This is a genomic window from Pseudoalteromonas citrea (assembly GCF_000238375.3).
GTDB classification, from domain to species: domain Bacteria; phylum Pseudomonadota; class Gammaproteobacteria; order Enterobacterales; family Alteromonadaceae; genus Pseudoalteromonas; species Pseudoalteromonas citrea.
This window is the reverse complement of record NZ_AHBZ03000015.1, coordinates 358,845-376,717: the sequence shown is the minus strand read 5'-3', so window position 1 is coordinate 376,717 and position 17,873 is coordinate 358,845. Positions and strand designations below refer to the sequence as shown.

At 41.5% G+C, this 17,873-nt stretch carries 16 protein-coding genes; 7 read left to right on the top strand and 9 right to left on the bottom strand.

Features of this window, described 5'->3' with window-relative positions:
• Positions 1-6: 6 nt before the first annotated feature.
• Positions 7-1,236 (top strand): ammonium transporter, encoded by a 1,230-nt coding sequence (locus PCIT_RS09225; protein WP_010362824.1) that lies wholly within the window; start codon positions 7-9, stop codon positions 1,234-1,236.
• A gap of 119 nt (positions 1,237-1,355) precedes the next feature.
• Positions 1,356-3,722 carry a penicillin-binding protein 1B gene (mrcB, locus tag PCIT_RS09220; protein WP_010362825.1) on the top strand — a complete coding sequence of 789 codons (2,367 nt, stop codon included), beginning with the start codon at positions 1,356-1,358 and terminating at the stop codon, positions 3,720-3,722.
• 29 nt (positions 3,723-3,751) lie between these two features.
• Here mrcB and PCIT_RS09215 read toward each other — a convergent pair whose 3' ends face one another.
• From PCIT_RS09215 to PCIT_RS09195, 5 genes are all read right to left on the bottom strand, one after another.
• Complete coding sequence (locus PCIT_RS09215; RefSeq protein ID WP_010362826.1) at positions 3,752-5,593, bottom strand: methyl-accepting chemotaxis protein; 1,842 nt, start codon at positions 5,591-5,593, stop codon at positions 3,752-3,754.
• Positions 5,594-5,736: 143 nt separating this feature from the next.
• Positions 5,737-7,017 carry a glutamate-1-semialdehyde 2,1-aminomutase gene (hemL, locus tag PCIT_RS09210; RefSeq protein ID WP_010362827.1) on the bottom strand — a complete coding sequence of 427 codons (1,281 nt, stop codon included), beginning with the start codon at positions 7,015-7,017 and terminating at the stop codon, positions 5,737-5,739.
• A gap of 17 nt (positions 7,018-7,034) precedes the next feature.
• A complete protein-coding gene (locus PCIT_RS09205) occupies positions 7,035-8,051 on the bottom strand; it encodes an aspartate carbamoyltransferase (protein ID WP_010362828.1) in 1,017 nt (338 codons plus the stop codon).
• Between the two features lie 105 nt (positions 8,052-8,156).
• Positions 8,157-8,591: a CopD family protein gene (locus PCIT_RS09200; RefSeq protein ID WP_010362829.1), complete on the bottom strand. Its 435-nt coding sequence runs from the start codon at positions 8,589-8,591 to the stop codon at positions 8,157-8,159.
• A gap of 13 nt (positions 8,592-8,604) precedes the next feature.
• Positions 8,605-10,287 (bottom strand): chloride channel protein, encoded by a 1,683-nt coding sequence (locus tag PCIT_RS09195; RefSeq protein ID WP_010362830.1) that lies wholly within the window; start codon positions 10,285-10,287, stop codon positions 8,605-8,607.
• Positions 10,288-10,547: 260 nt separating this feature from the next.
• Here PCIT_RS09195 and erpA point away from each other — a divergent pair, with 260 nt between their 5' ends.
• A complete protein-coding gene (gene erpA / locus PCIT_RS09190) occupies positions 10,548-10,886 on the top strand; it encodes an iron-sulfur cluster insertion protein ErpA (RefSeq protein WP_010362831.1) in 339 nt (112 codons plus the stop codon).
• A 551-nt stretch (positions 10,887-11,437) separates the two neighbouring features.
• Positions 11,438-11,683 carry a helix-turn-helix domain-containing protein gene (locus PCIT_RS09185; protein WP_010362832.1) on the top strand — a complete coding sequence of 82 codons (246 nt, stop codon included), beginning with the start codon at positions 11,438-11,440 and terminating at the stop codon, positions 11,681-11,683.
• A gap of 60 nt (positions 11,684-11,743) precedes the next feature.
• On the opposite strand, the gene PCIT_RS09180 is transcribed toward PCIT_RS09185, so the two are convergent.
• From PCIT_RS09180 to PCIT_RS09165, 4 genes are read right to left on the bottom strand one after another with little or no spacing between them, the layout of a single operon-like run.
• Entirely contained in the window at positions 11,744-13,123 is a 1,380-nt protein-coding gene (locus PCIT_RS09180; RefSeq protein WP_010362833.1) for an AmpG family muropeptide MFS transporter, read from the bottom strand.
• Positions 13,124-13,144: 21 nt separating this feature from the next.
• Positions 13,145-13,768 carry a peptidylprolyl isomerase gene (locus PCIT_RS09175; RefSeq protein WP_010362834.1) on the bottom strand — a complete coding sequence of 208 codons (624 nt, stop codon included), beginning with the start codon at positions 13,766-13,768 and terminating at the stop codon, positions 13,145-13,147.
• Between the two features lies 1 nt (position 13,769).
• The gene (locus PCIT_RS09170) at positions 13,770-14,327 is read right to left on the bottom strand and encodes a YajG family lipoprotein (RefSeq protein ID WP_010362835.1); all 558 of its coding nucleotides are present in this window, start codon (positions 14,325-14,327) and stop codon (positions 13,770-13,772) included.
• 3 nt (positions 14,328-14,330) lie between these two features.
• Complete coding sequence (locus PCIT_RS09165) at positions 14,331-15,473, bottom strand: methyltransferase (protein WP_010362836.1); 1,143 nt, start codon at positions 15,471-15,473, stop codon at positions 14,331-14,333.
• 42 nt (positions 15,474-15,515) lie between these two features.
• On the opposite strand from PCIT_RS09165, the gene PCIT_RS09160 reads away from it, so the two are divergent.
• From PCIT_RS09160 to fabV, 3 genes are all read left to right on the top strand, one after another.
• Positions 15,516-16,103 carry an alpha-ketoglutarate-dependent dioxygenase AlkB family protein gene (locus tag PCIT_RS09160; protein ID WP_010362837.1) on the top strand — a complete coding sequence of 196 codons (588 nt, stop codon included), beginning with the start codon at positions 15,516-15,518 and terminating at the stop codon, positions 16,101-16,103.
• 52 nt (positions 16,104-16,155) lie between these two features.
• Positions 16,156-16,470 (top strand): BolA family protein, encoded by a 315-nt coding sequence (locus PCIT_RS09155; RefSeq protein WP_010362838.1) that lies wholly within the window; start codon positions 16,156-16,158, stop codon positions 16,468-16,470.
• A 72-nt stretch (positions 16,471-16,542) separates the two neighbouring features.
• Entirely contained in the window at positions 16,543-17,733 is a 1,191-nt protein-coding gene (fabV, locus tag PCIT_RS09150) for an enoyl-ACP reductase FabV (protein ID WP_010362839.1), read from the top strand.
• Positions 17,734-17,873: the final 140 nt, after the last annotated feature.

The following is a 17,873-nucleotide window of genomic DNA, read 5'->3' as shown; positions in this document are numbered from 1 at the left end:
TGGAATATGGAAAACGCAATCATAGAACTTAAATTTTCATTAAATACTTTCTACTTTCTGATCTCTGGCGTGCTAGTTATGTGGATGGCGGCAGGTTTTGCCATGCTTGAAGCGGGGCTTGTTCGCTCTAAAAATACCACCGAAATACTGACCAAGAACATCGCACTTTATGCTATTGCGTGCACCATGTTTTTGCTGATTGGCTACAACATTATGTATGTGGGAAATACTGAAGGTGGGGTAGTGCCGGCGTTTGGTGCTTTAATTGGCATGGCAAGTACAGATGCGACACATGCGTTAGAGGCTGACTTTTTCTTCCAAGTCGTCTTTGTTGCGACGGCAATGTCGATTGTCTCAGGTGCGGTTGCAGAGCGCATGAAACTGTGGGCATTTTTAGCGTTTACAGTGGCGTTAACGGGCTTTATATATCCAGTTGAAGGGTTCTGGACCTGGGGAGGAGGGTTTTTATCTCAGCTAGGTTTTGTGGATTTTGCAGGATCTGCGATTGTGCATGGAGCTGGGGCAGCAGCAGCATTAGCGGGTGTCTTATTGCTCGGAGCGCGCAAAGGAAAGTATGGTCGTAATGGCGAGATTTACCCAATCCCAGGATCAAATATGCCATTGGCAACATTAGGTACTTTTATACTGTGGATGGGGTGGTTTGGTTTTAACGGCGGTTCTCAGTTGTTTTTGGCGGATAAAGATAATGCTATTGCAGTAAGTCAAATATTACTCAATACCAATGCCGCTGCTGCTACTGGTGCTATTGCTGCACTTTTAGTCTGCAAAATCTTGTGGGGTAAAGCTGATCTGACAATGATTTTAAATGGTGCTTTAGCAGGTCTTGTGGTCATTACTGCAGAGCCAGCTTCACCGACACCTCTGATGGCGTGTTTATTGGGCTCTTTGGGTGGTTCGCTGGTGGTGTTTAGTATTATATTTTTAGATAAAGCAAAGGTTGACGATCCGGTTGGCGCTATCTCTGTACATGGTACATGTGGGATGTTGGGTGTTATGTTAGTGCCATTGTCAAACAGCGATGCATCTTATGGGGTTCAACTTATAGGGCTGGTATGTATTGTTGGGTTTGTATTTATAATGTCATACTTAGTCTGGGCATTGCTCAAAGCGACAATGGGGATCCGAGTAGGGGAAGAAGAAGAAATAAATGGTATGGATCAGCATGACTGCGGCATTGATGCTTATCCAGAGTTTGTGAGTGTTCGCTCACAATAAAATAACAGCCTTATCTGTAATATTTACGGGCCTGTGGGCCCGTTGTTACTTTCAGGTCTGGTTAATCTGCGGTAACCTACGCTTATCAATTATTTATAACTTTCTTTTGTACGGTAGGCATGGCAGAAAAAAACACAGGTTCTAAAAAAAGCACTGACAAAGCTGATAAGTCAGCCAATAAAACCAAAGCAAAAGCAACCAAGCCAAAACCCAGAAAAAAAGCGGTAAAAAAACCTACTGCCCAGTCATTATTTCAACGAATTAAACAACGAACATTACGCACCCTTTGGAACTTATTATGGAAAGGTAGCTTGGCGTGTATTGTTGTGGTGGCGTTTTATGTGGTCTATTTAGATGCCAAAATCACCAAACAATTTGAAGGCAATAAGTGGCAACTCCCAGTGCAAGTGTATGCACGTGCAATGACCTTTTACCCAGATCAATATTTGTCAGAAGAGGAGGTGCTATGGGAGCTAAAGCGCTTAAATTATTCACAAGTTAATAGAATAAATCGCACAGGGCAGTATGTTTTACAAGGGCGGACTATTGAGGTACATCGGCGCAGCTTTAATTTTCACGATGGCAGTGAGCACGCACGTATCTTTACTTTAAACTTCGCGGGTAAAAAGCTCGCCAGCATTGTTGATCAAAGTGGACGCAGGGTTAATTCAGCCAGACTTGAGCCCGTTCAGATAGCTCGTATTGGTAATGAAAGTAATCAAGACCGTGAATTTGTACCGTTAGCCCAATTCCCTAATATCCTTAAAAAAGCGTTATTAGTCGTCGAAGATCGAGATTTTTATGAACATCATGGGGTATCGCTATGGTCGATTATGCGCGCGTTTTATACCAATATAAAAGTTGGTCGTACCGTGCAAGGGGGTAGTACACTCACTCAGCAATTGGCCAAAAATTTCTATTTAACCCGAGAGCGATCCATTGTTCGAAAAATTAATGAAGCGTTTATCGCGTTGATTCTGGATTATAGATACAGCAAAGATGAGATCCTTGAAGCCTATTTAAACGAGGTCTATTTAGGCCAAGCCTATAATCAAGGCGTGCACGGAATGGGATTAGCGGCAGAGTTTTACTTTGCAAAGCCTGTAGATGAGCTGGAGTTTGATCAAATTGCTTTGCTGGTGGCGATGGTTAAGGGGCCTTCTTATTATAATCCGCGACGTTACCCTGAACGAGTACAAGAACGCCGAGATTTGGTACTACGTTTGCTGGCTGAGTCCGGCCATATTAGCACTAATGAATTCCGTCAGGCGCTAGCGAGGCCAATCAAAATCCAGACTCTCAAAAACAGTCTACATAAGAGCTACCCAGGCTATCTTGAGTTGGTTAATCGAGAGCTGAAAAAGCGCTTACCAAATCAAGAGATAGTGAATGCCGGAGTGCGGATTTTTACTTATTTTGATTTGCAAAAGCAAACGGCTATGGAGCAAGCCATTGGTGCAGGATTACCCTATTTAGAGCGGCGCTTTAAAACCAAGCAACTAGAAACAGCCATGATTTCAGTTAACATAGAAAAAAGCGGCGTCTCTGCTTTAGTTGCTGGTCGAGAAGTGCGTTATAACGGTTTTAATCGAGTACTAGACACCAAACGTAATATAGGTTCTCTTGTGAAGCCCGCTGTGTACTTAACGGCGTTGGAGCAATCACAATATAATTTAGGCACGTTATTAGATGACTCTCCACTTCAAGTAACAGATGAAGCGGGCGATACATGGAAACCTGAAAATTTTGATCATAAGTTTAGGGGTTATATGCCTTTGTTCAGGGCATTTAGTCGCAGTATTAATATTCCTGTGGTGAATCTAGGGCTTGATATTGGGGTTCACAACGTTGCTGAATCACTAAATAAACTGGGAATAGAAGATAAAATAAACCAATACCCCTCTTTATTGTTAGGCGCGATAGAGCTATCTAGTTTTGATGTGGCGCAAATGTACACCACCATCGCAAGTGGCGGACAATATCGAAAATTAACCAGCATTTCTGCGATGACAGATTCAGTTGGGCGAGTGTTATATGAGCATAATGTTGATGCAGATACACGCTTTTCAGTAGAAGCAAGTTATATGATTAAGTATGGGCTAAAACGGGTGACCAAAGATGGTACCGCTCGGCGCATAAATGCACACTTTCCGTCAATTCAACTTGCAGGTAAAACGGGAACGAGTAATGATTTACGTGATAGCTGGTTTGCTGGGTTTGACCATAATACGGTAACTGTGACCTGGTTAGGGCGAGATGATAACCGCACAACGGGCCTCACAGGTGCCAGCGGTGCTTTAGAGCTCTATATTCGTTACTTAAAACCGCTAAACCCGCAAGCCATTGCAGACTCGCGGCCAGATGGCATTCGTTGGGCTTTTGTTAACGAAAAAACCGGTAAGCAAGCCCCTCCAGGGTGTGGTAAGGTGATCCAACTGCCGCTGCGGACCAGTGAATTTGAGCCGAGGCCTAGCTGTATTAAGTAGCTGAGGCTTTGAAAACTTACTGGATATCATTAAGTCTTAAATTGGCTCATCGCGGTTTGTAAATTGGTGGCCATAGCAGACAGCTTATGCGCTCCCTCTTGAGTAGCTTCGGCAGACACCAAAGTATGTTCTGCTAAGTTACTTATTTCACTTGAGTCAGTCAGTGCTTGTTGTGTTGCGTTAGATTGCTGCTTGACCAAACCTGAAATAAGGTGTCCCTGCTGGTCAATATCGTTCATGCTTTGTTCCGCAGCTTTTAGCACTTGGTTGGTTTGGTTCGCCGCGTTTACGCCAAGCTCCATTTTTTCAACACTATTACGCATCTTGCTTTGGGTGTCGTTTGAGGCATTTTGTAAGGAGCTAATAATACTGTGTATTTCTTCTGTTTGCTGCTGTGTGCGTTTTGCCAGTGTGCGTACTTCATCGGCTACAACCGCAAAGCCGCGGCCTTGTTCTCCAGCTCTGGCGGCTTCAATCGCGGCATTGAGTGCCAGTAGGTTGGTTTGCTCTGCGATTTCACTAATAGCGGCGCTGACTTTACTAATATTTTGACTATCTTGTGCAAGTTTATCGAGTGCGACTCTGCTTTCTTCAAATTCTAATTGTAGTTCTGTCATATGTTGAGCTAGTTCGGTGGTATTGGTGGTACCTTGCTTGACGTGTTCTGCTGCGGTGGTTGCAAGTTCGGTTGCATGCTGAGCAGAGGTTTCAACAGAGTCTGCAGAGTGCGCCATTTCACTTAAAGCAGCATGAATGGTATGGATTTTATTTTGTTGCTGATCAACATCATCCCGAGTGTCTTGGCTGATTTGACTCAGTTGTTTAGTCGCGGTGTGCAAATCACTACTGGTCACGTTCACATCTTCTAATAGATGCACGAAAGCATCAATTACTTTGTTGTATTGCTCTACAATGATCGACATCTCGTCTTTACCATACGCTGTGGCTTTGGCACTTAAATCACCACGCGCAGCTCGTGCTGCAGTCTGCGAAAAGTTTGAAATGCTATCTGAAACTGCAAAATAAAACCCTAACATTAAATAAACTGCAATTAACAAACTAACGAGTGCGGCAAATGCCACGGTATTTCGGATCAGGCGCTGCTGTTCTAATTTTTGCGCTAATAAAGACTTTAATTGTGGGGTAGCCGTATTGACTAAGGCATTAACGTCATCCAATACCTTTTGGTGAAAGCGAGAAAACTGACTGGCGTTGAGCTCTAAGTCATCAGGTTCTAAGAGCTTATTGGTGACGGCATTTCTGTATTCATCTAAGCTTTTCTCTAATGCCTCAACATGTTTTTGAAGCGCTTTTTTTGTACTTGGCATAGCGTGCAAGGCTACAAGTAACTTGCTTTGTAGTTGTTCGTTAAAAGCTGGTAATCCTTTATTCAAATTAGACAGTGCAATAAAGCTATCCGGAGTAAAGCGACCGGCATTAATGACTTTATTAGCTTGTTCTGCAACAGCATTTATTTGTGCCAATAGGCGAGGCGTTGACTCAACCAAAGTTCGGTTTATATAGGAGCGGGTTAAATTATCATCAATCGCTAGCTTAGATTGAATAGAAACCAGCTCTAAGACGGAGGAGTTTTTTTGTGTTGTTAGCTTAAAACCCGCAGCTTCAGCGACTTGTTTATTGCTTTGCGTTCGCGCTTGCATAATATTCGACAGCAATTTAGGGTAGATACTTAAACCATGTTGCTGTTCTTTACTAACACGAATAGAGTCAGACAGAATGTTGGTAAGAAAAAATAAACTTAAACTCAATGGAACCAGTAAAATACCGAACACTAAGGTTATTTTTGTTTTGTATTTTAATTGCGCCATAAATTGAGTTGCGGGCGCGCTGAGCGTTCTTAGTCCTTGCATATGATTCACTTTTGAATGTTAAAAATATTCGAGAAGAGTAGACCGTGTAATGACTAATATTAGTTCAAAATAAAATAGACAGGCATAAAAAAAGCCCTTTCGGGCTTTTTATTCAATAATTTACTGTAATAACACTCAGTGTATTACAATTTAGCAAAGGCACGTTGCGCAGCAGCTATCGTATTTTGAATGTCTTCATCTGAGTGCATTGTACTAACAAACCCAGCTTCAAACGCTGAGGGGGCTAAATACACCCCTTCTTCTAGCATTAGATGGAAGAAACGTTTAAAGCGCTCTAAATCACATTCTGTAGCTTGCTGATAACTGGTAACAGATTCAGCGTCAGTGAAGAAGAACCCATACATACCACCGGCAAAATTGGTGGTCAGTGGGATACCCGCGGCATCAGCAGCGTGTTGGAAGCCTTCACATAGTGCTTTACTTTTTGCTTCAAGTTCATCATGCAAGCCTTCAGCAGATAAAAGCTCCAGCGCTTTTAAGCCGGCGGCCATAGCTATTGGGTTGCCTGACAAAGTACCAGCTTGGTATACAGGGCCAACCGGGGCAATATAATCCATAATGGCTTGTTTACCACCAAACGCACCGACAGGCATACCGCCACCAATCACTTTACCTAAGCAGGTCAAATCAGGTTGAATGTCGTAATAAGCTTGAGCGCCCCCAAGTGCAACTCGAAATCCTGTCATGACTTCATCAAAGATCAGTACTGCGCCGTGTTCATCACACACTTCACGTAAACCTTGCAAGAAACCAGGTTCAGGTGGGATACAGTTCATGTTACCGGCAACTGGCTCCACGATAATACAAGATATTTCATCCTGGTATTGTGCAAAAATGGCTTTCACTTCATCTAAATTATTAAATGATACGGTGAGCGTGTGTTTGGCAAAATCTTCTGGGATCCCTGGTGAGCTAGGTACGCCCATGGTGAGTGCGCCAGAGCCTGCTTTAACCAATAAAGAATCTGCATGGCCATGATAACACCCTTCAAATTTGAGGATTTTGTCACGGTTGGTGTAGCCTCGCGCTAAACGAATTGCGCTCATGGTGGCTTCTGTACCTGAACTTACCATACGTACTTTTTCAATTGAAGGAACTAGCTCTTTGACTTTTTCCGCCATAAGAATTTCAGCTTCAGTTGGGGCACCATAGCTTAGTCCGTTTTCTACTGCGGTTAAAACAGCTTGTTTTATCTCTGGGTGATTGTGCCCTAAGATCATCGGTCCCCACGATCCCACATAATCGATATAGCGATTATTGTCGGCATCGTAGGTGAAAGGCCCTTCGGCTTTGGTAATAAACAAAGGTGTACCGCCTACACCATTGAATGCACGCACAGGAGAGTTTACGCCACCTGGGATAGAGGTCTGTGCACGAGAAAATAAATCTTGGCTTATGGTCATGTTAAATTCCTATCTGCTTAGCTATTACGCTTACGGCTGAACCAAGGTACATCTGCTTCATATTGAGTAATTTGGTTTTCTACGCCAAGCGTTAATGCAAACAACGCCATTCGGATCAAGACACCATTTTGTACTTGACGGAATATTGCGAGGTTGTCGTTATTATTGAGATCATTGTCTAGTTCATTGGCATCACTGCGGCTATCACGCGGCAGTGGATGCATTAATACTGAGTTTGGTTTGCAGTGCGCGTTGTAAATGGCTTGGCTTATCCGAAAGCCACCACGGTACTTATTTGCTTCTTCTTGAGAAGGAAAACGCTCTTCTTGAATACGTGTTTGATAGACGATATCAGCGGCTAGGTTGCCTTCCATTTGTGACACGATTTCTATTTTATGACCGGCATTACTGACACTATCTAAGATGTAATCGGGCATTTGTAATCCGTCAGGTGCAACCATACTGAAGCGAATATCTTTATAATGACAAAGTAACTTTGATAAAGAGTGTACCGTGCGGCCATATTTTAAATCGCCCACCAGTGCGATATGCATCCCATCAATGCCACGCTCAAAACGGCCCAACTCTCTATCGATCGTCAGTAAGTCTAATAAGGCTTGAGTGGGGTGCTCATTGGGCCCGTCACCACCATTAATAACGGGAACGTCTGACCCTGTCGCAAATTCTGAGACTGAACCTGCATCAGGGTGGCGCATTGCGACAGCATCAGCATAAGCTGAAATGACACGTGCAGTATCGTATAGAGACTCACCCTTCGCTAATGCAGAGCTTTGCATACCCGTTGTCTCTCGGACAATGCCACCGAGTAAGTTAAATGCGGTACCAAAGCTCACTCGTGTCCGAGTGCTGGGTTCAAAGAATAGGTTGGCTAAGATAGCGCCCTCTAAAACACGCGTACGCTTATGCTTTTTTGCATAAGGTTCCATTTGTTTTGCGACAGCAAAAATATGCTCAATTGCCTCTCGGTCCAATTGATTTACGGAAAGAATGTTTTCACCTTGGAAACTTAACATGGGGTGGTTCCTAATCACTGATTGACAACGGGCTTGCGGCGCAGCAAACCACCATCATAACGCGCATGCAGTCGCATGGTTATTTGGCGCGCCATTGTAACACAATTAAAGGCTTGGTTTGAGTACCGCGAGTAATACAATTGCAAGTAATACCAGCACTGGAAATTCGTTAAAGTAACGATAGAAGCGATCGCTTCGTTTATTTCTGTCATGCTTAAAATCAGCGAGTAATTTAAAGCAAAAGCCATGATAAATATAAAGGATGATCACCAGTACTAATTTGTAGTGTAGCCACATACTGTACCTGAACCACTCGCGTCCATACTCAACGATAGTTAATACGCCGAAAACCAGAGTTAGGATTGCAAATGGGGTAACAAAGTAAAGTAACCGACGCTCCATTATTTTAAGCATGGCACTGCATGACTTTTCTTCGGTCATTGCGTGGTAGACAAATAATCTAGGAAGATAAAAAATACCCGCAAACCATGCGATCATAAAAAAGAGATGTAACGCTTTAAAAGTTAAAAGTAAGCTCATTGTGCCCTCAATGTTAAAGTAAACTATTACGCGTGGTTAAAATATGACGGATATGGTCCCAGCGTAATATGCCCATTATTTGTTGATCATCTTTTTGATTGTAAATATATACAGCGCCACTGCGTTTATCTTTGAGTACATCAAATGCGTCTGACAAGGTTGCTTGACTGCTCAGACCTTGAAGCGGAATATAGGAGATATTCATGCTTTGATCGCTCATTAAATTCAGATCATATTCTGCTAACCGATAACCGTGTTCTTCATCATAAACGATCAGCGGGGTTTGACTATTAACAGCATCGAGTGTTTCTTTTATTTGTTCTTTGTCATCGGAATATAACAATTTAAAATGTTCGTCCATATCATCCATTATACCCACTTTTTGCAGTGCTTCACTGGCGGGAGAAACTTGATAAGGTAAGCCCTGAAAATCAAGCTGCTGTAAAAAAATAGAACGATTACCAAATACTTGCAGTGCGGTGACATAGGCGGTAGAGATCACCAGCATAGCGGGGACGATAATTTCAGGACTAGAGGTGAGCTCCATCACAGCTGTTAAAGCAGCCAAAGGCGCATGCAAGGTAGCTGCAAGTAACCCTGCCATGCCTAAAACCCCATAGGTGCCGCTGACATCTACCCCTGGAGTAATAAACTGTGCAAAAAAGGACATCAAAGTGCCCATGACAACGCCCAGACCAATAACGGGGCCAATTAGGCCTCCAGGTATACCTAAACCAATAGCAAACAGTGTTGCAAGTAATTTTGCGATCAAGATAGTGGTCAGTAATTGAATGTTCTCTGGTGAATCAACAGCTATGGTAATGGCGCTCATTCCAGAGCCCATGGCCTGAGGTACCATGTAACCGATAAGGCCTGCAATTAAGCCTGCTAATAGCAATCGTGGCAACATACTCAATGGTTTAAAGGTTTTGATAATGAGCATAAGGTTTTGGTTAAAACTAAAGGCGACGGCACCAAGGACTGCACCACAGAGAATTAAATAAGGGTAATGCCAAAAGCTCAAGGGGGTCACATTGATCAGCGCCAATTCCGACCCAGCCCCAAATACAAATTGGGTTGCTAATGCACCTGTGACAGCAGCGAGCATTATGGGCACGAAAATATGTATTTTATATTCTCTTAAAACGACTTCCATAACAAAAATAACGGCGGCGAGTGGGGTATTAAATGATGCTGCAATACCGGCTGCCACACCACACCCAGCAAGGGTACGAGATGCATTCATAGGTAAGTGCAGTCTTTCTGCTAAAATACTGGCACCTGTGGCTCCCATGTGCACTGAAGGCCCTTCACGGCCAACAGAGAAGCCACTGATAAGTGCCACTGCACCACCAAAAAACTGATTTGCTGTATTCCAAATTGGCATTTGCCCGTAATGATGCTTAATACGATGGATCACAAAAGGGATCCCTAATCTGTAATGTCTAAAACCAGTTAAATTAGCGAATAGAGCAATGAGTAGAGCTGCAAGTACTGGTAGCGCGACACGTTGAAATTCAGGAAGTTGCGAAAAGTGATCGGGGGCATCTAAAAAGGTTGATTGCACCAGTACGATGGTGAGACGAAATAATATGATTAAAATCGCTGCAATTAAGCCCGCACAGACCCCAAGCAAACATAGTTGTACTGATGTTTTAGGTTTGGCCAAACTACGCCGTAATGTATCCAGCGACATATCTTAATTCCATGTCATATTAAAGACTTAAGTCTATCAAAAAAATGTCACTTCGTCTTATTGCTAAACTGAAATTTTGTATCGGCATATACGTATAATTGTTAATGGTAGACAACCGTCATAATAAGTAATTTAGCAACAGTCCCTGAATCATATTTGATATGTAGCTATTTTAATCAATTATGGGGCTGTGACTATACTTGATTAAAACACTCGGGTATTAGATAATCCAGCCATAAAATGTACAAGGGTCGAATAGTATGTCTGAACAGTTACCAATTCAATTTAGTGATGCTGCGGCGCATCGTGTAAAAGAATTAATTGAAGAAGAAGAGAATCCTGAGCTGAAGCTGCGTGTTTACGTAACTGGAGGTGGTTGCTCTGGTTTTCAATATGGATTCACTTTTGATGAAAAAGCCAACCCTGGCGATTTAGAAATTGAAAAAAATGGTGTGGTTATGGTTGTAGACCCTATGAGTATTCAATATTTGATTGATGGTGTAGTGGATTATACTGAAGGGTTAGAAGGCGCGCGTTTCTTTGTAAGCAACCCAAATGCAACCACGACATGTGGTTGTGGGGCAAGCTTCAGCGTTTAATAAGCACCCCCACGAACAATACGAAAAAAGCCACGAGTTAACGTGGCTTTTTTTATGTCTTTGTGACTTGGATCATTAATGTAAAGAATCCTAATACAAAAGAACTAAATATCAGAATGTAGATAAATCCTTGCTTGCCTTGCTTCAGCGGAACTTGATTACTTCGTAAAAACCAAAACCACCCTATACATAATAAAATAGGTAACAAAAACAGCAGTCTAAACATAAAAGATTCTCTTTTTCAGGTTTACCTGTTCTTTTGTTTATCTAAGCCTTTGTTTTAAATCAAAAAATAAATTATTTCATTTTCTGATGCATTTTATAAAAAATTTGTTAAAGTTAATGCCTGTATACGCTTGGATAAAAAGTCGGTAAAAAGTTAAATTTTAATTAGGTGTTAACAGAAATATAGGCTATACCTAATTTGGTACATAGGAACAAATGATAGATTTTTTAATCATGCCTATGGTATACAGTACACCGCTGGTGTGAGACGGGCAAATTTCATATCAGTGTAAATTAGAATAATCATCGAGTAGGAGATGTTAAATATGATGGGTAAAACGGTTTCTTCAGAAGAAAACGGTAAATTAACGAAATGGTTAAAATCGAAGCGTCACGAAAAAGGCCACACAATGCGCAGTCTGGCGCAGGTTCTAGGCACACCGCATTCTTTTATTGGTAAAATTGAAAATCAAGAACGTCGTTTAGATGTTATTGAATTTTTACGCTATTGCGAAGCATTAGAGGTAGACCCGTATGAAGGTCTTAACCTAGTGAATAAAGACGAAGACTAATTAAATAAGTTAGCGTAAGAAGGTGCAAGGAACTGCACCTCAATTCTCTCACTCTTACCTCTATTTTTTTGCAATATGGTACGCGAACTCTATGTCATATAGCTTTTGACGTATCATATAAAGCAACAATAATGATGGAATTACCATTAATGCGGTTATGGCAAAGAATGCAGCCCAATTACCATTTAACCAGTCATCTATGACTACTCCACTGTAGCTCGACATAACCGTTCTCCCTAAGCTTCCTAATGAGGCAAGTAGGGCGTAATGCGTCGCACTGAATGCACGGTCACACATCATTGAAATAAAGGCGACCATTGCGACTAATGACCAAGCTTGTGTGAAACCATCAATTACAATCGCCATTGCATATAAGTGTTCTTTAGGGCCTGATATCGCAATCCAGGAGAACATGAGGTTAGATGCAGCCATCGCTAATCCACTGATAAATAGTCCTTTAACAATTCCATATTTATGGTTAAAGACACTGCCTAAAAATGCGAAAATAATGGTGATAACTCCGGTTCCTAGCTTTGAATATTGCCCAATCTGGGTGTTACTGAAACCAATTTCCTTATAAAACACAATCGACATTCTTGCTAAAAACGATTCACCTATTTTAAACAAGAATATAAATAGCAATAATGCAAGTGCTGTTTTTATGCCGTTTTTAGTGAAAAAGCTTTTAAAAGGCTCTATGAGCGTCACTGCAAACCACGCTAAAGCTTTATTTATGGTACTTTGTGAGTGACCTAACCGAGCTTGATAAGCTAATTCTAACTGTTTATGAATATGTTCACGTTGTGACTCAGGCTCTTTGGCAAAGAGTGTAACGAGTACTAGCAACCCCATAATCATACCAAGTACTAAATAAATCTTTGGCCAGTCGAAATTGGGTGAATCAGCTAAGAAAAAGGGGATGGCACCTAATAAAGCATAGCCACTCCACCACCCAGAAGTGGCCATTGCGGCGGCGGCAGTCGCTTTTTCACTTTCTTCTTCAGGTAATATATCAATGCGATAAGCATCAATTGCTATGTCGTGTGTCGCTGACGCTACGGCGATAAGAAAACATAGTAGGGCGGCACTGAACAAATTATCATTAATGACAATATATGACATTGCAATAGTGGCTATCGCGGTGATCACTTGGCACAGGGCAATCCAGCTTCTACGTTGGCCCAATAGTTTGGTTAATTTTGGGATCTTTACCCGATCGAGTAAAGGGGACCATAAGAAGTTAATGGTGTAGGCCCCGAAGACGATACCAAATAGCCCTATCATACTGCGGCTTAGACTTTCATCTTTTAACCATGCAGACATAACGGAGCCAATTAAGACCCAAGGGAAGCCACTGCTGATCCCCAACATAAAAATAGTGACCAATCGTCGGTCTTTATAGTAACCCAAATAGTCGCGTAAATTTGCTTTGAGGATCATTTTCGTGCTTCTTATTATAATTTAAAATTCGATCGCTTTTAAGACAGTAATGTCGTAAATAATGACAGGTGTTTTGGGAATAAACGTATAACCAAGTTTTTCATTAAAGCCCGTTTCTACTTGCATTATTTTATCGAGTGTTTCATACCCCTCAGTAACATTGCCAAATACTGCAAAGCCCCAATCGCGGCCTGGGTTTAAGTGCTTATTGTTGTCCATGTTAAAAAAGAACTGTCGGGTACCTGAGTGAGGTTTACTGTCTTGGTATGCCATGGCGACACTATAAATATCATTTTTCATACCATTGCCACTTTCGTTGAATATCGGAGGGCGTTCAAACATACCGTCATAGTCTTTGTCATAGCCACCCCCTTGGATCACAAAATCTTGTTCATTAGCATCGTCACGCTCAACACGGTGAAAGACTGAACCCTTATAGTCACCATTGATCACATATGTCAGAAAATTATTTACGGTAATGGGTGCACGCGAGCGATCCAGTTCAAGCGAGATCTTCCCAAGGCTGGTGGTGATTTCGACACGCGGGAATAGATTGTCTTTTTGAACAAAGCGGCCTTCTTTATTGGCTGCCAACGATTGCCCAGTCAAAAGCAGTATCGCACAGATAAACAGTATATTTTTCATTTTATTGTCCTTGTAAAAAGTCGATTAGCGCTTGATCAGAAACAATGCGAGTAAGCATTTTTTGAATTAAGCCATTCAATTGTGTTTCAACTTTAGCTTGGTCATGTTTTAACGGCCCCGTTATTTTTGACTGACCGGTATAACGTTTTTCAAAAGTATTGTTGTTGTGTGAAGCAATAACTTGCCAGTCTGCTGTTGCGTTGCTTTCATGTTGCGTTAGGCTTTCGGTAATTTTGCTGTGAAAAGCATTAATTTTAAGTGTGATTTTACGATTTGAGGAGGTGATTACAGTCGCCCCATTGCTGGTAAGTGCATTAGCAAAAGCGCTTTGCACTTTCAGCGGTAAGCTTGCGTCAGGTAAGTATACTGCGGGCTCTTGATTTAACACCTTAATTGTAAAGTTAGTGATCCGATGATCAATCACATTAGCTTGCATACTGGTATTGATCTGACTGACTTTCCCACTCGTATAGATTGGGTTCAAAATAACGGATTTTGGCTGTGTAGCACACCCTGAAAGTGCGAGAAGACTAATGAATAAAATACACAGTTTTAACATGGACTAACCTCTTTTTGTTGCGCTTAGCACGGTAAACTTTTTGTTGTTGCCGATAATTTTACAATTGCCAAATAGGCGGTTTAATTTTTCTTGATACTCTAAATGACGGTTTCCAATAATACGTAATTCACCACCTTGTTTTAAAGTCTGTTTTGCCTGAACAAACATTTGCCAAGCAATATGATCGGTGATTGCTTGTGCTTGGTGAAACGGAGGGTTACATAACACTAAATCAACTGAACCTGGCGTGAAGTCTGACAAGCAGTCATTTTGAATAAAAGTACAGTTACTGCTTTGTTCAGGTAAGTTATGCAGTACATTATATTCTGCACTTGCAACAGCCATTGCTGATTCATCCACAAATGTGAGTTTGGCATTAGGCATTTTAGCGAGCGTTAAAAGGCCTATTACGCCATTGCCACAGCCGAGATCTATGACTTTTATTGGCTTTTTACCCTGTGGTAAGTAGTTAGAAAAAAACCGCGCACCGATATCGAGAGAGTCCCTTGAAAATACATTGGCATGATTGTGAATGGTAAATTCTGTTTTTTCTAAAGCCCAGCTAGTTGGGAACTTGTCTTTGACAGGCTTGCCTGTGCTGGTGGCAAATATCAGTCGAGACTTTTTAACGGCTAAGCTGGTTGTTGGCTCTGATAAAAAATGGGTGACACTTTTAAGAGTAGAGCTGTGTATTTCTTTAACTTTACCTGCAATGACAACCGGAATGTCAGCCGCTAATTGGCTTATTTGAGCTAATTGATGCTGCATAAAGCCTGCGTTTTTTGGCACTTTCATTAAAATCAAATCAACATCTTGGGGTAGGGAAGTTAAGCTATTTTGAAAACTAACCTGATCTATGTTGAGTGTGTTCTGGGCTAAATTATATTGGCAGGCTTGATGACTAACAAATGAGTCAGATACAGACGTAACCCTAATCGTTGGGTATTGAGCTATAAATGCTGCGGCTAATGCGCCAAAAGCGTCATTGAAAACAAGCGCATGACTGGGTGTAGCATGATGCTCAAAGGTATAATCTAGTAAATATTCATCGGCCGAATCCCACGCTTGTAAACTGCGATTTTTTTGTTCCAGTGGAAAACGGTGTAGTGTAAGGTGATGCTCACCCAGTATCGCGTCAGTTGTCATAGTCAATATAGTAGCAGTCATAGAGAATAGGAGAATGGTATCATGACATTGCAAAACCCTGAACTGCTCTTGCCTCATGGCTTCGACTATATAAAGAGTGTAATGAGCGATAGTAAAGGGATTGCTCTGTATGAACACTTAGCTGCTCACTTAAATTGGCAGCAGCCACAAATTCAAGTCTTTGGTAAGTTACATCATATTCCTCGGTTGCAAAGCTTTATTGCAGACAATGATGTCAATTACAGTTATTCAAAGCAGGCTTTAAGCCCTGAACGCTGGCCTAGTGTGCTAAATGATATGCGGATACGTTTGCAAAATACGTATGGCCATACTTTTAACGCGCTGTTGGTTAATTGGTATCGAGATGGTAAAGATTGTATGGGCTGGCACAGTGATGATGAAACCGAGCTTGGTATAAACCCCTTTATCGTGTCGATTTCGCTCGGAGCTGCAAGAAAATTTGTAATAAAAGAGAAATCTTCAAAGAAGACTTATGATCTAATGCTTGAAAACGGCAGCGGGTTACTCATGCACAGTAATAGTCAATCACACTACCAACATGCATTGCCAAAACAAATGCGGGTGAAAGGTGGGCGCATAAATTTAACCTTTCGTAGTGTTGGTCAATAACACGCAAAAGCGTATAGTAGCTGCAAATTACAAAGTTATATAAGGACTTGAAATGTCAATGCAACAAAAAATTCATGATAAGCTTGCAGCTGCTATTGCCTGTAAGCACTTGAATGTGGTGAATGAAAGCCATATGCATAGCAGAGGTGAAGAGTCACATTTTAAAGTTGTTATTGTAAGTGAAGAGTTTTTAGGGAAGCGTTTGTTGCCGCGTCATCGTATCGTCAATGAAATCTTAAAAGATGAACTCGCTAACCATATTCATGCACTTTCTATCCATGCTTATACTCCAGAAGAGTATAGTGATAAAAATGGACAAACTCCTGATTCACCAACATGTTTAGGTGGTTCAAAGTTTGATAAGTAGCTGATCAGACCTGTGTTTGTCTGATCAACCATTAAACTATGGCAGTTATTTGAAAAGTAAATAGGATTTATCATGGTCGTTAAGCCAAAAATTCGTGGTTTTATTTGTACTAACGCACACTCTGCTGGTTGTGCCGCTCACGTTCAAGAGCAAATTGATTATGTAAAAGCGCAAGATCCAATTGAAAATGGCCCTAAGAATGTATTAGTTATTGGTGCATCAACGGGATATGGATTGGCATCTCGTATTACGGCGGCGTTTGGTGCAGGCGCAAAGACGTTAGGGATCTTTTTTGAAAAAGAAGGCACTGAGCGTAAAACAGCATCAGCTGGTTGGTACAATACCGCGGCATTTCAGCAAGCGGCAGATGAAGCTGGTTTATGGTCTAAGAACATAAATGGCGATGCATTTTCTGACGAGATAAAGCAAAAGACGATTGCGGCAATTAAAGCTGAAATGGGCAAGGTTGATCTGGTTATCTATAGTTTAGCGTCACCACGTCGTACCGATCCAAAAACCGGTGAGGTGTTTTCTTCGGTACTAAAACCAATTGGCAATGACGTTACAACCAAAAATTTAAATACATCAGCGCGTGCAATCGGTGATATTACTGTTGAAGCGGCAAATGAAGATGAAATTGCCAATACAGTAAAAGTCATGGGTGGTGAAGATTGGGAATTATGGGTTGACGCCTTAAAAGAAGCTGATGTGCTAGCTGACAACTTTAAAACGACCGCATATACGTACATTGGTAAAGAACTGACTTGGCCAATATATGGTCATGCAACGATTGGAAAAGCAAAAGAAGATTTAGATAGAGCAACAGCTGCCATTAAAGCATCGACTGCGTCTTTAAAGGGAGAAGCATATGTTTCTTCGTTAAATGCAGTGGTGACTCAAGCCAGTTCTGCGATCCCTATTATGCCGCTTTATATTTCTGCATTATTTAAAGTGATGAAAGCGGATGGTACGTATGAGGGCACGATTGAGCAAATAAATGGATTGTTCCGCGAAAGTCTTTATGGTGAAACGCCACGTTTTGATGAGGGCGGGCACTTATTCCAAAACTATAAAGAGCTAGAAGATGATGTTCAGTCTCGTATTCAAGTAATTTGGGACTCGGTTAATACTGAGACCATTGATGAACTGACTGATTATGTTGGTTATCACAACGAGTTCTTACGTTTGTTTGGCTTTGGTATCGAAACGGTAGATTACGATCAAGAAGTTGACTCGGTAGTGACGATTAATCACCTGTTGTAACATTTTGATAATTATGAACTAGGCCTAACTTTTTAGTATGTCTAGTTCATTTATTCTACATTTTTACGCCCATCTAGCTTTATTTTTGCTCAAAACCCTTCTATATTTTTCATCAATTCGACTTTGGTCTATGTTGAAAT

What these genes read in the sequence shown, in the direction of transcription:
- erpA (WP_010362831.1), top strand. Translation starts at nt 10,548, where the DNA reads ATGTCTGAACAGTTACCAATTCAATTTAGTGATGCTGCGGCGCATCGT.
- PCIT_RS09195 (WP_010362830.1), bottom strand. Translation starts at nt 10,287, where the DNA reads ATGTCGCTGGATACATTACGGCGTAGTTTGGCCAAACCTAAAACATCA.
- mrcB (WP_010362825.1), top strand. Translation starts at nt 1,356, where the DNA reads ATGGCAGAAAAAAACACAGGTTCTAAAAAAAGCACTGACAAAGCTGAT.
- PCIT_RS09180 (WP_010362833.1), bottom strand. Translation starts at nt 13,123, where the DNA reads ATGATCCTCAAAGCAAATTTACGCGACTATTTGGGTTACTATAAAGAC.
- fabV (WP_010362839.1), top strand. Translation starts at nt 16,543, where the DNA reads ATGGTCGTTAAGCCAAAAATTCGTGGTTTTATTTGTACTAACGCACAC.
- PCIT_RS09185 (WP_010362832.1), top strand. Translation starts at nt 11,438, where the DNA reads ATGATGGGTAAAACGGTTTCTTCAGAAGAAAACGGTAAATTAACGAAA.
- PCIT_RS09155 (WP_010362838.1), top strand. Translation starts at nt 16,156, where the DNA reads ATGTCAATGCAACAAAAAATTCATGATAAGCTTGCAGCTGCTATTGCC.
- PCIT_RS09175 (WP_010362834.1), bottom strand. Translation starts at nt 13,768, where the DNA reads ATGAAAAATATACTGTTTATCTGTGCGATACTGCTTTTGACTGGGCAA.
- PCIT_RS09170 (WP_010362835.1), bottom strand. Translation starts at nt 14,327, where the DNA reads ATGTTAAAACTGTGTATTTTATTCATTAGTCTTCTCGCACTTTCAGGG.
- PCIT_RS09225 (WP_010362824.1), top strand. Translation starts at nt 7, where the DNA reads ATGGAAAACGCAATCATAGAACTTAAATTTTCATTAAATACTTTCTAC.
- PCIT_RS09205 (WP_010362828.1), bottom strand. Translation starts at nt 8,051, where the DNA reads ATGTTAAGTTTCCAAGGTGAAAACATTCTTTCCGTAAATCAATTGGAC.
- PCIT_RS09160 (WP_010362837.1), top strand. Translation starts at nt 15,516, where the DNA reads ATGACATTGCAAAACCCTGAACTGCTCTTGCCTCATGGCTTCGACTAT.
- hemL (WP_010362827.1), bottom strand. Translation starts at nt 7,017, where the DNA reads ATGACCATAAGCCAAGATTTATTTTCTCGTGCACAGACCTCTATCCCA.
- PCIT_RS09215 (WP_010362826.1), bottom strand. Translation starts at nt 5,593, where the DNA reads ATGCAAGGACTAAGAACGCTCAGCGCGCCCGCAACTCAATTTATGGCG.
- PCIT_RS09165 (WP_010362836.1), bottom strand. Translation starts at nt 15,473, where the DNA reads ATGACAACTGACGCGATACTGGGTGAGCATCACCTTACACTACACCGT.
- PCIT_RS09200 (WP_010362829.1), bottom strand. Translation starts at nt 8,591, where the DNA reads ATGAGCTTACTTTTAACTTTTAAAGCGTTACATCTCTTTTTTATGATC.